At 41.0% G+C, this 14,929-nt stretch carries 13 protein-coding genes and 1 pseudogene; 8 read left to right on the forward strand and 6 right to left on the reverse strand.

Annotation, left to right across the window (positions count from 1 at the left end; translation table 11 throughout):
* Position 1: 1 nt before the first annotated feature.
* Positions 2–1,021 carry an inorganic phosphate transporter gene (locus tag JCM10512_RS13900; protein ID WP_044163994.1) on the forward strand — a complete coding sequence of 340 codons (1,020 nt, stop codon included), beginning with the start codon at positions 2–4 and terminating at the stop codon, positions 1,019–1,021.
* Between the two features lie 155 nt (positions 1,022–1,176).
* On the opposite strand, the gene JCM10512_RS13905 is transcribed toward JCM10512_RS13900, so the two are convergent.
* On the reverse strand, positions 1,177–1,659 hold the full coding sequence (locus JCM10512_RS13905) for a YdeI/OmpD-associated family protein (protein ID WP_044163997.1): 483 nt from the start codon (positions 1,657–1,659) through the stop codon (positions 1,177–1,179).
* Between the two features lie 220 nt (positions 1,660–1,879).
* On the opposite strand from JCM10512_RS13905, the gene JCM10512_RS13910 reads away from it, so the two are divergent.
* From JCM10512_RS13910 to JCM10512_RS13920, 3 genes and pseudogenes are all read left to right on the forward strand, one after another.
* Entirely contained in the window at positions 1,880–2,443 is a 564-nt protein-coding gene (locus JCM10512_RS13910; protein WP_044163999.1) for a Crp/Fnr family transcriptional regulator, read from the forward strand.
* Between the two features lie 94 nt (positions 2,444–2,537).
* A pseudogene (locus tag JCM10512_RS13915) lies at positions 2,538–3,686 on the forward strand (acyltransferase family protein); the annotation flags it as partial.
* Between the two features lie 218 nt (positions 3,687–3,904).
* Complete coding sequence (locus JCM10512_RS13920) at positions 3,905–4,171, forward strand: hypothetical protein (RefSeq protein WP_044164000.1); 267 nt, start codon at positions 3,905–3,907, stop codon at positions 4,169–4,171.
* 562 nt (positions 4,172–4,733) lie between these two features.
* On the opposite strand, the gene JCM10512_RS13930 is transcribed toward JCM10512_RS13920, so the two are convergent.
* The 3 genes from JCM10512_RS13930 to JCM10512_RS13940 all read right to left on the reverse strand — a co-directional run bounded on the left by JCM10512_RS13930 (position 4,734) and on the right by JCM10512_RS13940 (position 8,558).
* The gene (locus JCM10512_RS13930) at positions 4,734–5,234 is read right to left on the reverse strand and encodes a GNAT family N-acetyltransferase (protein ID WP_044164004.1); all 501 of its coding nucleotides are present in this window, start codon (positions 5,232–5,234) and stop codon (positions 4,734–4,736) included.
* Positions 5,235–5,548: 314 nt separating this feature from the next.
* Complete coding sequence (dnaK, locus tag JCM10512_RS13935; RefSeq protein WP_044164006.1) at positions 5,549–7,450, reverse strand: molecular chaperone DnaK; 1,902 nt, start codon at positions 7,448–7,450, stop codon at positions 5,549–5,551.
* A 316-nt stretch (positions 7,451–7,766) separates the two neighbouring features.
* Entirely contained in the window at positions 7,767–8,558 is a 792-nt protein-coding gene (locus JCM10512_RS13940; protein WP_044164073.1) for an META domain-containing protein, read from the reverse strand.
* A gap of 150 nt (positions 8,559–8,708) precedes the next feature.
* On the opposite strand from JCM10512_RS13940, the gene JCM10512_RS13945 reads away from it, so the two are divergent.
* From JCM10512_RS13945 to recA, 4 genes are all read left to right on the forward strand, one after another.
* Complete coding sequence (locus JCM10512_RS13945; RefSeq protein ID WP_044164008.1) at positions 8,709–9,995, forward strand: hypothetical protein; 1,287 nt, start codon at positions 8,709–8,711, stop codon at positions 9,993–9,995.
* Between the two features lie 108 nt (positions 9,996–10,103).
* Positions 10,104–11,297 (forward strand): saccharopine dehydrogenase family protein, encoded by a 1,194-nt coding sequence (locus JCM10512_RS13950; protein WP_044164010.1) that lies wholly within the window; start codon positions 10,104–10,106, stop codon positions 11,295–11,297.
* A gap of 14 nt (positions 11,298–11,311) precedes the next feature.
* Positions 11,312–11,767, forward strand: a complete 456-nt coding sequence (gene bcp, locus JCM10512_RS13955; protein WP_044164012.1) for a thioredoxin-dependent thiol peroxidase — start codon at positions 11,312–11,314, stop codon at positions 11,765–11,767.
* A 115-nt stretch (positions 11,768–11,882) separates the two neighbouring features.
* Positions 11,883–12,875, forward strand: coding sequence for a recombinase RecA (recA, locus tag JCM10512_RS13960; protein WP_044164013.1), 993 nt, complete (start codon positions 11,883–11,885; stop codon positions 12,873–12,875).
* Between the two features lie 106 nt (positions 12,876–12,981).
* Here the strand turns inward: recA and JCM10512_RS13965 are convergent, their stop codons facing one another.
* Together JCM10512_RS13965 and JCM10512_RS13970 are read right to left on the reverse strand one after the other, a co-directional pair.
* Positions 12,982–13,974, reverse strand: a complete 993-nt coding sequence (locus JCM10512_RS13965; RefSeq protein WP_044164075.1) for a YeiH family protein — start codon at positions 13,972–13,974, stop codon at positions 12,982–12,984.
* A 552-nt stretch (positions 13,975–14,526) separates the two neighbouring features.
* A complete protein-coding gene (locus JCM10512_RS13970) occupies positions 14,527–14,859 on the reverse strand; it encodes a YegP family protein (RefSeq protein ID WP_044164015.1) in 333 nt (110 codons plus the stop codon).
* Positions 14,860–14,929: the final 70 nt, after the last annotated feature.

The raw sequence follows: 14,929 nt of genomic DNA on the forward strand, positions 1-14,929 counted from the left end.
CATGGAATTATTAATAGTTATCATTGTATTAGCTCTGGTATTTGATTATATCAATGGCTTTCATGACGCAGCAAACTCAATAGCCACGATTGTATCGACCAAAGTTCTTACTCCTTTTCAAGCTGTTGTATGGGCGGCATTCTTTAACTTTGTAGCATTCTTCATAGCCAAATACATCATTGGTGGTTTTGGAATCGCTAATACGGTTTCTAAAACGGTATTGGAAGACTACATCACGTTGCCTATCATCTTAGCCGGTGTTATCGCGGCTATCAGCTGGAACTTGTTTACCTGGTGGAAAGGTATTCCATCTTCTTCTTCCCACACGCTTATCGGAGGATTTGCGGGAGCGGCCATCATGGCTAACGGGTTTGAAGCGATTCAGGTTAACATCATTCTTAAAATTGCTGCTTTCATTTTCTTAGCACCGCTTATCGGTATGGTAATAGCCTTCGGGTTCACTTTGCTAGTCCTTCACATCTGTCGCCGCACGCATCCGCATACGGCTGAGACGTGGTTTAAAAGACTGCAACTTGTGTCTTCGGCTCTATTCAGTATCGGACACGGTTTGAATGACTCCCAGAAAGTAATGGGTATCATTGCCGCCGCCATGATTGCGGCACATTCGCAGGGCTTAGGAATGGGTATTAACAGCATTAACGACTTGCCCGACTGGGTGGCTTTCTCTTGTTTTACAGCTATTTCATTGGGTACAATGTCCGGTGGATGGAAGATCGTAAAAACAATGGGAACCAGAATCACCCGCGTAACTCCACTAGAGGGTGTTGTTGCAGAAACTGCCGGTGCTTTTACGTTATACTTAACCGAAATGCTTAAAATTCCGGTAAGTACTACGCACACCATCACGGGTGCTATTATCGGGGTTGGTGCTACCAAACGTTTATCAGCTGTTCGCTGGGGAGTGACCCAGAGTCTGATGGTGGCTTGGGTTCTGACTATTCCGGTCAGCGCATTGCTGGCTGCCGGTATTTATACCATTGTATCTCTGTTCCTGAACTAAGATATAAATAGCCCGAAACATAAAACTGTTGCTCGAAAAAGTAACTTGATTGCATGGAGCTGTCCGCAAAACGATGGCTCCTTTTTGTATCTAGTACGCTGAGGTGCTTCTAGGCTCCTCTCCTAGCTGACGCCAAACTGATTGTTTATGATTGGTCAGCCTTTATCATTGCACTTCAGTTTCTGAGTGAGCCTATCGAGTGCTTTAGCTATTCGGTCTACCTTCGTCTCATCGGTTTTAGCGGAATAGATCCATTTGACGTAATTATGCTGTTCGTTTTCATGCAATGAATTAAAGAACTGCAATGCATCAGGCTCGCTTTGCAGGCATAACAATAGTTCTTCGGGAACATCTAACGGTTCGTTGTCCAGATATAAAATAACATGTGCATAGTCGCCTGCTTGCTTTTTGATCTTCTTACGGATTTCAGCTCTCACGGAAAGGCCCAATTGACCGGTCCCCATTGGCATTAGGTGATGTTTCTTAAATTCAACACCATCAATACTTCCCCTTACTTTCACCCAACCGAAAGGCGTATGTTTATCTTGTGGTACTTCAGGGATAACCGTGTAAGTCCACCCTCCTTTTCCGGGTGTTTTCTCAAGCAAGCATTCTCTATCTACCAAGGGTATGTCCATTTCATTATGAATTAAGTCTGTTTACAATCAAGGCATAAATATAGGACTAAAATCCAGGAAGAACAAATAGGAACCAAGAAACACTTACAATCGCAGATTCTACTTCACCAGGCTAATAGACCTGTGCTTTTATTTATAAAACGATGGATTAAAGGCAGATAATTTTTAGGAGTTGATAAAATTAGGTAAGTTTGTAAGCAGAATCATGAATTCCTCTTCAATGAAAAACATCATTAGCAAAATCAAACAAGTCTATCCGGTTTCGGACGAAGCACTTCAAGAGTTGCAGGCGAATATGGAGGTGCGGTATTATCCCAAAGGTACTTATTTAGTGCAATCGGGAATGACGGACCGCTTGGTCTACTTCATTGAAGAAGGAGTTACCCGCTCCGTATTCCATCACAACGGACAAGATACCACGACTTGGTTCAGTCAAGAGGGCGACATCACCTTCGGCATGGATTCATTGTATTACCAACGCCCATCGATCGAGAGCATCGAAACGCTTACGGATTGCACAATCTATGTCATCTATATAGATAAACTAAATGCTCTCTACGAAAAGTATATCGATATAGCCAACTGGGGAAGGATTCTGCATCAGGATGTAAACAAAGACCTCAGCCACATCTTTGTGGAAAGACTGCAACTTTCGCCTAAGGAACGATATGATCGGTTTAATCAACGGCATCCCGGACTGATTAATCGGGTGAAATTGAAATACGTGGCTGCTTTTCTAGGCATCTCTATCTATACACTCAGTCGGGTACGTGCTCAAAAGTAGCTATTTCCCCTCCTTTTTTGCTTTTGAGCAAAAGAACTTCTTTTTGCAAGCTGTATCTTTGCCATTTCAAAATATTAACTAACACAAAGAACAGATGTCGAAAATTTCTTCAGCAGCTTATGCAGATACTAAGCCACATTATGACCTTCTAAACGGACTTCGCGGTGTAGCAGCTCTTATGGTCATATGGTATCATGTATTCGAAGGCTACGCTTTTGCCGGTGGTACTATTATTGAAGGCTTCAATCACGGATATTTAGCTGTGGATTTTTTCTTTATCCTTTCGGGTTTCGTTATCAGCTATGCCTATGACGACCGCTGGGGTAAGAGCTTGACCCTAAAAAACTTCTTTAAGCGCCGGTTGATACGTCTTCATCCGATGGTAATCATGGGGGCTGTTCTGGGTGTTGTTACATTCTGTATACAAGGGAGTGTACAATGGGATGGAACACATATCGCCACTTCAGCAATCATGTTATCACTGCTTTGTACGATCCTTTTCATTCCTGCAGTGCCGGGAGCAAGTTATGAGGTTCGTGGAAATGGCGAAATGTTCCCACTAAACGGGCCTAGCTGGTCGTTGTTCTTTGAGTACATAGGCAACATCCTTTATGCCTTGTTTATTCGTCATTTATCGAATAAGATGTTAACCGTATTTGTAGCATTGCTTGGAGTGGGGTTGGCATCGTTCGCTATCTTCGATGTGTCCGGCTATGGAAATATCGGAGTGGGTTGGACATTGGATGGGGTTAACTTTACAGGCGGATTATTGAGATTGCTTTTCCCTTTCTCTATGGGAATGCTTCTAGCGCGTAACTTCAAGCCTATTAAGATAAGAGGTGCATTTTGGATTTGTACCGTCCTATTGATTGTTTTATTCTCGATACCTTTTTTAGAAGGGACAGAGCCTATTTGTACTAACGGCGTCTATGAGGCGTTTTGTATTATTGTAGCCTTCCCCGTCCTTGTCTGGCTGGGAGCATCAGGAACGACTACCGACAAGAAGTCAACGAAGATATGTAAATTTCTGGGAGATATATCTTATCCGCTCTATGTGATACATTATCCATTCATGTATTTGTTCTATGCGTGGCTGATTAAAAATCAACTTTTCACTTTCGGGCAGACCTGGCAAGTTGCCCTGGTTGTCTACACCTGGAATATATTACTAGCTTATCTCTGCCTGAAGCTCTATGACGAACCCATACGCAGATATTTGGCGAAAACGTTTCTTGAAAAAGAAATAAGAAGTTATAGGAAGTGTTGGAATCCTACCAATTTTAGCCTATATTCGCTACGAATGGAGTTAACTGAGCAGAAACGCCCCTTTTTAGGGGTATGCCAAGCCAAATAATGTTACGAACTTTGTATTCAATAAAGATCCCTTGTTTTTGCTATAGGTAGAAACAAGGAAGAAACGCATACACACACAATTTATTCATTAATAAAAAACGAACTATTATGGCAACAGAAAATCAGAATGTGAAGTACGTAGTAACCCGATCGCCCAAAAGTATGGGTGCAGCCATTGCCTTGGCTTTCTTCTTTGGTCCGTTGGGCATGCTCTATGCCACCATCCCCGGAGCAATTGTGATGTTCTTCGTAAACTTGATAGTCGGGCTATTGACATTGGGACTTGGTCTGCTTATCACCTTTCCCATCGGTATTATATGGGCGGCCGTCGCCACAAGTACATACAACAAGAAATTGATTTCCGGACGCATGTAGAAACGCCGCATTCTTGTTTGAAATACGCGATGAAATATACTTTCGAAGGGACGACTACTTAGTTTTAATCTATGTCCATCCCCAGAAGCATAATCCAACCCATAAACCTCTGTGCAATTCATTTTGAACACCATACCATCTCTATGAGCCTCATAATTATATGTCAGGACAGCGGTGTCCGAAGATAGTTGCACAGTGGGATTTATCATTTTAGTAAACATTTGATAAAAAGTCAGCATAATCTTAATGACTACCATCCATTTCTGAAAGTGAGTTAAAGTATTTAAGAAAACCATCTGCACCAGATTCCTTTAGCCTTTGTTGGTTTCCGATGAAATTTTGCCCATACTTCTCCCAATTCTTGGAGAATCTCTTGAATTTGAAGCATGGAAAGGTTTTGCATTCATAACAATGGACAATCCCTCTCCCTTCGCAGCACAAATGGAATGTTTTGCACTTTTCGCATCTGGCTTTGTTTATCTCAGCTCCGGGACAAGGTTTTTTCTCTTTGAGATACATCGGACAGCCGCCACAAAATACGCCGCAAGCAGGAATTCTACCATCATATGGTTTCATTGGGCACTTTTCTAAGTTTGATTAAAGCTAACGATTCACCTTGAGAACTCATTCTCCGTTCGATTGCATAAGGAGTATAACCCAACTTGGAATACAGCAAAATGCCTTTTGTATTGGTGTTGAAACAAGAAAGATGTATGTCCAAAACATTGTATCTCTCCAAAGCGATACGTTCCATGGTTTGAATTAAGAATGCTCCAATCCCTTGATTGCGGTATTTTGAACTCACAACAACATTTCCAATGGAGCAATAATGGTTCTCTTCTTTTTCATAGAAATTGGCAAACCCGACAATTTCGTCGTTCAGCAAAACAACTGTCGAATCAAAACGATTATTAACTGCTGTTTTCAATTGGCCTTCCGTCAATGGATATTCTGCCTTCGGAAACATGAAGAATAGCTCTTCGGCATTTTGAGGAAGTTTTCTAATTGATTCGAGATCAGCAATTTCTACAGGCCTGTATGATAAGTCGTTGATTATTTGCATGACATATCGGTTTTATTGGTTTTTCAAATACCTTTTAAGCAGTACTTTCATGATGACTTTATGGAATGGCTTTACAAACTCTTCCCCATACATGATTGCAATGTACTGCCAAATTTCTTCGCTATTTAAGTACTCATAAGTAGCCATAAGTGCCACTTCATCACTAAATAAGTTCCGCTACAAACAGGATACAAATGTATGATAAAAACTAACAGAAACAAATAGCAATCCGTAAATTCACAAAAACAAAAATCCCTGCAAACTATTTGTTTACAGGGATTTTCTATTATTTATTGATTATTTCTAATCTCCTTTTACTTCACTTCTTCGAAGTCAGCATCTTGAACATTATCTCCATGCTTGCTGTCGTCTTGCTGACCAGCACCTGCGTCAGGACCGGCTTGCGCACCTTGTCCGGACTGTGCATACATTTCAGCACTTGCAGCTTGGAATGCTGTATTTATCTCTTCCATTGCAGCATCGATAGCAGCTAGATCTTGTGCTTTATGAGCTTCTTTCAGTTTTTCCAAAGCAGCTTCGATCGGAGCTTTCTTGTCAGCAGGAAGCTTATCTCCCAATTCTTTCAACTGATTTTCAGTAGAGAAAATTACGCTGTCTGCCTGATTAAGCTTATCAATCTTTTCACGTTCTTTTTGGTCGGCATCTGCATTAGCTTCAGCTTCTGACTTCATACGATCGATTTCTTCTTTGCTCAAGCCGCTGGAGGCTTCGATACGGATAACTTGTTCTTTACCTGTAGCCTTGTCTTTTGCGGAAACCTTCAAGATACCATTTGCATCGATATCGAATGTTACCTCTACCTGAGGAACACCACGGCGAGCCGGAGCAATACCTGTCAGGTTAAACTGACCGATCGATTTATTCTGTGTAGCCATCGGACGTTCACCTTGCAATACGTGAATGGTTACTTCGGTCTGATTATCAGCTGCAGTAGAGAACGTTTCGCTCTTCTTACAAGGAATCGTTGTGTTAGCGTCAATCAACTTCGTCATAACACCACCTAAGGTTTCAATACCCATTGACAGCGGAGTAACATCCAATAATACTACACCTTTGATTTCGTCTGTCAAAACAGCTCCCTGAACAGCAGCTCCTACAGCTACCACTTCATCCGGATTAACTCCCTTAGAAGGAACTTTACCGAAGAAATCTTCTACTTGCTTCTGAATAGCCGGGATACGTGAAGATCCACCTACGAGGATTACTTCATCAATATCAGAATTGCTCAATCCGGCATCACTCATCGCCTTCTTACATGGTTCAAGACATGCTTGGAATAACTCATGAGCCAAAGATTCGAATTTAGCACGAGTTAATGTTTTAACCAAGTGCTTAGGTACACCACCTACTGGCATGATATACGGAAGGTTGATTTCGGTACTTGCAGAAGAAGACAATTCGATTTTCGCCTTTTCAGCAGCTTCTTTCAAACGTTGCAGAGCCATCGAATCCTGCGTTAAATCAGCACCTTCTTCACTCTTAAACTCCTGAGCTAACCAGTTGATAATTACCTGGTCGAAATCATCACCACCCAAGTGAGTATCACCGTTGGTAGAAAGTACTTCGAATACTCCACCACCGAACTCCAGAATTGAAATATCGAACGTACCACCACCTAAGTCGAATACGGCGATCTTCATATCTTTGTGTGCCTTGTCCAAGCCATAAGCTAAAGCTGCGGCTGTCGGCTCATTCACAATACGTTTAACTTCTAATCCTGCGATCTGTCCGGCTTCTTTTGTAGCCTGACGTTGAGAGTCAGAGAAGTATGCGGGTACAGTAATAACTGCTTCAGTCACTTCCTGTCCCAAATAGTCTTCAGCTGTTTTCTTCATCTTCTGAAGAATCATGGCCGAAATTTCCTGTGGAGTATACAAACGTCCGTCAATATCAACGCGTGGAGTGCTGTTATCACCTTTCACCACTTTATATGGTACACGCGCAACTTCTTTTTGCACTTGATCCCAGTTCTCACCCATGAAGCGTTTGATAGAGAAAATCGTACGTTCCGGGTTTGTGATAGCCTGACGTTTAGCTGGATCTCCTACTTTACGTTCGCCTCCATCAACGAAAGCTACTACAGAAGGCGTTGTACGCTTTCCTTCGCTATTTGCAATTACAACCGGTTCGTTGCCTTCAAATACAGAAACACAAGAGTTTGTTGTTCCTAAGTCAATACCAATAATTTTTCCCATGTTTGTTATCTTATTAATTTATTATTATTCGATTTATTAATATTCCAGTTTCAAGGCTGAATAATTATCCGTCTAATCGGATTCTTTTCAACCAGACGCTTACTAAAAAACAAACCGTGTGCCAAAGATTGAACCGCCGGAGTAATGACACGGTCTCTGCCAAAACGACAGAAATCGAGCGTAGTATTCTGCCAGAGTAACGCATCGGACAGAAGGATTTATACGAACCGGCAGCCCTCCTTTTCTACTTCTACAAAAAATCCCTGACATACATAAATATATCAGGGATTTATCGTTTTCGGAATATATCCGCTTCTTATTTTTTCTTTAAAGACAATGCAACTCCGTTGCTAGCATCATAAAGAGCTAATGTGCCATCTGCCTGCACTTTGAACGACTGAACCTCATTCAACGCTTTCATCACTTTACCTTCCACTTCCATATCGGGACAAGCCATCATTGTAGACATGACAGCCGGGAAAGAAATAGCTTCCGCATTCTCAACGCTCGTTACAAAACCTCCGTTCATAAGATTACATCCTGCACAGCCATGAATCGTTTTATCTTTCACATTAAATTTAATGAAAGGTTGTTTTTCCATGCCGGTTGGTATTGCTTCTCCATGAACTTTCTGAATCAACCATTCTCCGTTTAAAGACGAAAGGCCGGGATCGGCTGCCTTCTTTTCCAACATCATTACCGGACGTTTGGAAGCATTGCAGAGATACATCTTATTCTTACCGGCTTTTTGATAGCTTTTCACCTGAGCTAAAGCATTCAAAACATTATTTTCTGTAGTCATATCCGGGCACATCATCCGTGTACTTCCCATTCCTTTAAACTCCAGCGTTCCGGGAGTGGAATTTACATCAAAGCTTCCCATCATACGATTACATCCACTACTACCATGCACACGGCCTTCAGTAGTATCAAAGCCAATAAAAGGAGCCGTGCGATTTTCTCCGGAGACAACTTTAGCCCCGTTTACTTCTACGATATTCCATTCGCCGCTGATTGATGACAAAGATACCGCTTTCTCTACAGTGCGGCATGAAGACATGACAAGAACTGCACTTACCATGCAAATTGAAACTAATACTTTTTTCATTGTTGCTATAATGTTTAAGTTAAAATAGATGGCAAAGTTATCAAAAAAGCTGAATACTTCCACCCTTTATTCTATAAAATTCATATATTTGCTGTCACTATAAACAAATACGGTTCCAATATAGTTCACCATAAAAAGATTAAAACGTATATGAGAATAATTGTCAGTATTCTTATTTTCACCTTTTATAGTATCCTGAGCGTTATTGCCCAGAATGAGTATCTTGTTAAGACCTCATCGCCTCAGCAAGCGTCGTCAGCAGATGAAGAAGAGCTATTCATCGAAAAGAATTTCCCATTGGAACTCCTTAATAAATGGACGCCAGGTACAAGATTCATGTTCATCCCCAACAACCGTAATGCAGCTTTTCCTGTTTTTTCTGACTATGAAAGTGAGAAAGACGTTGATAACTATTCATTGAAGAATAAGATCCTAAGCTTTGTCGGCACCGAGGAAAAAGTCAGTAATCTATCCATTGGAACTAATTACTCAACGCGTTTTATTTTTGAATGTGACAGTAAAATGTACTATCATGAAATTAAAAATATGCGTCTGGATGAGATCACTGAGAAGAATCCCCGAGCGGCTATTAACGGACTTATTTTCCTGAAAGATGTAGATAAAGCCAAAGAACTTTTATTAGGACAAACGATCTATATACAGACAGAGTCTGCCCGCATAGACGATGCAAATAGTTACTCCGGTTATAAAGAAGTTCCGATTCCTAAAAACATGTCGGCAACGGTTACAGCTATCGGCGTAGGTAATCAAAACTATCCGGTAAAGATCGTTTTTCAAAATCCACAAGGCCAGTCATACTATTTAGAAGTCGCCATTTCGCGTACCAATTCCGGAATGGATATCAGCGACTTCCAAGCTGATAAGAAGATGAAGTATTTTGCCAATGCCATCAGTCTGACAGATAAAGCGACAGATATAGTGAGCCGGATAAAAAGCAAATACCTAAACCACCCGGTTTATCCCAAAAAGACATTGGAAGCTAAACGTCAAATTTCCCTTGAAACTGATAGAGAAACATCTCGTGTCCTTTTAATACGATATACACCTTTGACAATCAAAGCCATTGAAGCTTACGGCACAAAAAATCAGGCGATTGTGACTCTTGAAGATCAAAACGACATTCTGTATCAAGTAGAAGTAGACTTGAAATATGATGTGATTATAAAGAATGAAAAATACATTGAAGACCTTTTCTGCTTTGAGGATATCCGAAAGAAGTATCCGGGCATTACCGTTGCGCGTTGGAAATTGATTGCTAACGGTAATGTGGAAAGTGGTATGAGTACCGACGAATGCAGACTGTCTTTAGGAAATCCATTCGAGATTCAGTTCAAAAAAGATCATCGTTTTGAAACTTGGTTCTATAACGGGAAAACACTTGAGTTTGAGAGTGGCACCTTGCTACACATCAAATAAAAAGGAGTACGAACAACCGATAATCTAAAAATAATAACGTATATTTGCTCAATCAATTTAGGAAAATTGATAGTTCTAAAATTATAATTAATCATTCGTAGATAGAAAATGGGTAAAGTTCTTATTATCGGTGCAGGCGGAGTTGGTACCGTTGTTGCACACAAAGTGGCACAAAATGCCGATGTTTTCACTGACATTATGATTGCTAGTCGCACAAAAGAGAAATGTGACAAGATTGTAGCTGAGATAGGTAATCCCCAAATAAAAACGGCCAAAGTCGATGCAGACAATGTAGCGGAATTGGTTGCTTTATTCAATGATTTTAAACCGGAAATGGTGATTAATGTCGCTCTTCCATACCAGGATTTGACGATTATGGAAGCTTGCCTGCAAGCAGGAGTCAATTACCTGGATACCGCCAACTATGAGCCGAAAGACGTAGCTCATTTCGAATACAGCTGGCAGTGGGCTTATCACGAACGTTTCAAACAAGCCGGACTAACAGCTATTTTGGGCTGCGGTTTCGATCCGGGAGTTAGCGGTATTTATACAGCCTATGCAGCTAAGCACTATTTCGACGAAATCCACTACCTGGATATCGTTGACTGTAATGCCGGCAATCACCACAAAGCTTTCGCTACTAATTTCAATCCGGAAATTAACATACGTGAGATTACTCAAAACGGACGTTACTACGAAAACGGCAAATGGGTTACCACCGAACCGTTGGAAATACATAAGGATCTGACTTATCCGAATATCGGCCCGAAAGACTCTTACCTTCTTTATCATGAAGAACTGGAATCATTAGTAAAGAACTTCCCGACTATTAAACGGGCACGCTTCTGGATGACTTTCGGACAAGAGTATTTGACTCACCTACGCGTAATTCAAAACATTGGAATGGCGCGTATTGATGAGGTTGACTACAATGGTGTGAAGATCGTACCGCTTCAATTCCTGAAGGCAGTTCTTCCTAACCCACAAGATTTAGGAGAGAACTACGAAGGCGAAACATCAATCGGATGTCGCATTCGCGGACTGAAAGATGGTAAGGAACGCACATATTACGTTTACAACAATTGCAGTCACCAGGAAGCTTATAAAGAAACCGGTATGCAGGGAGTAAGCTATACAACAGGAGTTCCGGCTATGATCGGAGCCTTAATGTTCTTCAAAGGCGAATGGAAACGCCCGGGAGTAAACAACGTAGAAGAATTCAACCCGGATCCATTCATGGAACAACTAAACAAACAAGGATTGCCATGGCATGAAGTGTTTGATGGAGATTTGGAACTATAAAAAAAGTAATAAGCATGATTAATGTAGGAGACCATGCACCTGAAGTTTTGGGTGTCAATGAAAAAGGAGAAGAGATTCGCCTAAGCAATTACAAGGGACAGAAGATTGTGTTGTATTTCTATCCGAAAGACAACACTTCGGGATGCACCGCTCAAGCTTGTAGCCTGCGCGATAATTATGCAGACCTACGCAAAGCCGGTTATGAAGTGATCGGAGTAAGCGTGGATAACGAAAAGTCACACCAGAAATTTATTGAGAAGAATGATCTCCCATTCACACTGATAGCGGATACTGACAAAAAGTTAGTAGAAACATTTGGCGTATGGGGAGAAAAGAAACTTTATGGACGAGCATACATGGGCACTTTCCGCACAACATTCCTAATCAATGAAGAGGGAATAGTGGAACGGATTATCACTCCTAAGGAAGTGAAGACGAAAGAACATGCCGCACAGATTTTAAATCAGTAAAATCCGGCAATCCAAACAGTACTTTATAGACATTCTTGGAGAGAAAAACAACTAAACTTATAGATAAAAGGTATATGCCAAGAAAGACGAACTTAATTTTGAAACAAGTAATAAAATGGCAGCAAGCGAAAAACTGAAAGCCTTACAGGCAGCCATGGAGAAGATAGAAAAGAACTTCGGTAAAGGTTCTATCATGAAGATGGGAGATGAGAGTATTGAACAGATAGAAGTAATCCCGACAGGATCGATTGCACTAGACGTGGCACTTGGAGTCGGAGGTTATCCGAGAGGACGAATTGTCGAAATATACGGACCAGAATCATCAGGTAAAACAACTTTAGCTATCCATGCGATAGCTGAAGCTCAAAAAGCCGGTGGCATTGCTGCCTTTATTGATGCCGAGCATGCTTTCGATCGTTTCTATGCTGCTAAATTGGGTGTAGATATCGATAACCTATTAATATCACAGCCGGACAACGGTGAACAAGCATTGGAAATTGCGGAACAATTGATCCGTTCTTCTGCTATCGATATTATTGTAGTTGACTCGGTAGCAGCATTGACTCCTAAAGCTGAAATCGAAGGTGATATGGGAGATAATAAAGTAGGCTTACAAGCACGCTTAATGTCGCAAGCATTACGTAAACTTACGGGTGCTGTAAGCAAAACCCGCACGACATGCGTTTTCATTAACCAGTTGCGTGAAAAGATCGGTGTTATGTTCGGTAATCCCGAAACTACAACCGGTGGTAATGCTTTGAAGTTCTATGCATCTGTACGCTTAGATATCCGTGGTAGTCAGGCTATCAAGGACGGAGAAGAAGTTCTTGGTAAACTAACCAAAGTGAAAGTTGTAAAAAACAAGGTAGCACCTCCTTTCCGCAGAGCAGAATTCGACATCATGTTTGGTGAAGGAATCTCGCATACCGGAGAAATCATTGACTTGGGAGCAGAGCTAGGCATTATCAAGAAAAGCGGTTCATGGTACAGTTATAATGACACGAAACTCGGACAAGGTAGAGATGCTGCAAAACAATGCATGGCCGACAACCCGGAATTGTGTGATGAACTGGAAGGTTTGATTTTTGAAGCATTAAAATCGAAATAAGTACAACCGGATAAAACCGTTTCATATAATAAGGTGGGGAGCATCTGTTTTAGACAGATATTCCCCACCTTTATTTATTGTCAGACAATTGTAGTTTGCTGGCTTATTAAGTCAGATAAATATAGGCAAGCGTACTCAGGCTAATAATGATCCACAATAATACTCCCTGAATCAAAGGCTTTACCCCTACAGTTTTCAATACATCAAACGAAAGCGATGCACCAATAAAAAACATAGTAATGGTCAGCGTCTTACGAGCAAACTTATTAATAGCCTCTCCCAGTTCCGGCACCCCGTTCAAGAAATAGGTATTAGCAACCATTGCCAACACAAAGAAGAATATAAACCAAGGTATGCTAATTTTCTGTCCCTTACTTTTAAATAGAAATGAGGAACCAAAAGCAACCGGAATAATCCACAATGCACGAGTCAGTTTAATAGTAGTGGCAACTCTCAGAGCCTCTTCTCCGTAAGCGGCCCCCGCTCCTACTACCGAACTCGTATCATGAATAGCAATAGCCGCCCATGTACCAAATGCGTGCTGGCTCATATTTAGTGCATGCCCAATTACCGGAAAAATAAAAAGCGCAATCGCATTCAGCACAAAAATAGTACCTAACGCAATCGACATTTCACTATCTTTTGCATTCAACACAGGACCGACTGCCGCTATGGCACTACCTCCGCAAATGGCAGTCCCTGAACTAATCAGATACGAAGTGTTCCGATTTATCTTCAAGACTTTCCGCCCGATAAACCAACCAATCAATAAGGTGCCCACTACAGATAGTATTGTAAATTCCATGCCTTCTTTGCCGGAAGCTAATGCAGCATGCAAATTCATGCCGAACCCCAATCCGACCACGGAGTATTGCAACAAATATTTAGAGGTCTTTTTATTAAACTTAGGATGTGCTTGCCCGCAAAGTAATGCAAAAAGAAGCCCGAGGAATAAAGCAACTGGCGGAGTCACCCACGCCGCCCACGCTGTTAAACCCGGAATATAATCTAAGAATAAAAACAGAGTCAATATAGAAAGTAACGCCACATAAATAGCTTTATTATTCTTTTGCAATGTTCTGGTAGCTACTGAAATCATATGTATAACTTTTAATTTGTTTTCCGGCTGCAAAAATACAGCAAACAATTAGTTTCTGCCAATCACATCTATCTATGCAATATAACTTCTCGTTATAACAGAGTTATATTCTTGGTTAAAGTACTTCTTGCGCAGTATAAACAGTGGACTTCTAAGGAGAATCAAGAAGAAGGTAGAAAATTAATTGAAAAGGTATTGGTAGTTTCAAGGCAATACAACCAGTGGCATAACTATTCTAAGCTGTTGTCACAGCGGTATTCCCTATTGTCAAAGTGTGCCATGTAGTTGGCACGGTCGTGCCAGTGCGATGTCACAACTGTGCCATGCGGTTGGCACAACTGTGACAAGGGTTTGGCATAGCCTGGCACTCTACTTACTTTTAGAAAGAGATAGTATGTAAAGCTAAAAAGCCCAGACGGTTTTCAACCAAATAACAGAAGAGCCAAGTGACTCAGCAACTTCCGACTGATCGGTATACGTAAATTAAAACCGCTATAAGTTTGTAGAAACTCAATAGCGGTTTTAAAAGCCAGAGATGAAATCTTTACTGGGTTACAAAGTTAAATCTACGACCGTAGCAATAGGAGCATTTTTCTTAACAGAAGCAACTCCACCTTCGCAATTAGCTTTGTTTTCGTACATCTGACTTGTACCAATTACTTGCCCATTGGTTGCCTTTAGATTAAAGTACCACTTACCGTTCTGAGATTCTTTACGTTCATACCGATTATCATCGACAGAATTACTTTTAACGGAATCTATTCCATTCTTACAATTAGGCTTAGTGGTATAGCCTTCACTAGTTAGGATAATCTCGCCATTAGCTGCTTTTAAATTGAACTGGAACTCATTGTTTTTCCGCAATGTGATTTCAAATTTACTCATAACTGTATATTTTATAGATTATTATCCCATAACAACACAAAGAGGGAATAAGTTTTTTCAAATGAATGAA

The sequence above is a fragment of the Bacteroides reticulotermitis JCM 10512 genome (assembly GCF_000517545.1).
Taxonomy (GTDB): Bacteria; Bacteroidota; Bacteroidia; order Bacteroidales; family Bacteroidaceae; genus Bacteroides; species Bacteroides reticulotermitis.

Excerpts from the sequence above, each read along its gene's own strand:
- JCM10512_RS13920 (WP_044164000.1), top strand. The coding sequence starts at position 3,905 with ATGGCAACAGAAAATCAGAATGTGAAGTACGTAGTAACCCGATCGCCC.
- JCM10512_RS13950 (WP_044164010.1), top strand. The coding sequence starts at position 10,104 with ATGGGTAAAGTTCTTATTATCGGTGCAGGCGGAGTTGGTACCGTTGTT.
- JCM10512_RS13930 (WP_044164004.1), bottom strand. The coding sequence starts at position 5,234 with ATGCAAATAATCAACGACTTATCATACAGGCCTGTAGAAATTGCTGAT.
- JCM10512_RS13945 (WP_044164008.1), top strand. The coding sequence starts at position 8,709 with ATGAGAATAATTGTCAGTATTCTTATTTTCACCTTTTATAGTATCCTG.
- JCM10512_RS13900 (WP_044163994.1), top strand. The coding sequence starts at position 2 with ATGGAATTATTAATAGTTATCATTGTATTAGCTCTGGTATTTGATTAT.
- JCM10512_RS13970 (WP_044164015.1), bottom strand. The coding sequence starts at position 14,859 with ATGAGTAAATTTGAAATCACATTGCGGAAAAACAATGAGTTCCAGTTC.
- bcp (WP_044164012.1), top strand. The coding sequence starts at position 11,312 with ATGATTAATGTAGGAGACCATGCACCTGAAGTTTTGGGTGTCAATGAA.
- dnaK (WP_044164006.1), bottom strand. The coding sequence starts at position 7,450 with ATGGGAAAAATTATTGGTATTGACTTAGGAACAACAAACTCTTGTGTT.
- JCM10512_RS13905 (WP_044163997.1), bottom strand. The coding sequence starts at position 1,659 with ATGGACATACCCTTGGTAGATAGAGAATGCTTGCTTGAGAAAACACCC.
- JCM10512_RS13910 (WP_044163999.1), top strand. The coding sequence starts at position 1,880 with ATGAAAAACATCATTAGCAAAATCAAACAAGTCTATCCGGTTTCGGAC.
- recA (WP_044164013.1), top strand. The coding sequence starts at position 11,883 with ATGGCAGCAAGCGAAAAACTGAAAGCCTTACAGGCAGCCATGGAGAAG.
- JCM10512_RS13940 (WP_044164073.1), bottom strand. The coding sequence starts at position 8,558 with ATGAAAAAAGTATTAGTTTCAATTTGCATGGTAAGTGCAGTTCTTGTC.
- JCM10512_RS13965 (WP_044164075.1), bottom strand. The coding sequence starts at position 13,974 with ATGATTTCAGTAGCTACCAGAACATTGCAAAAGAATAATAAAGCTATT.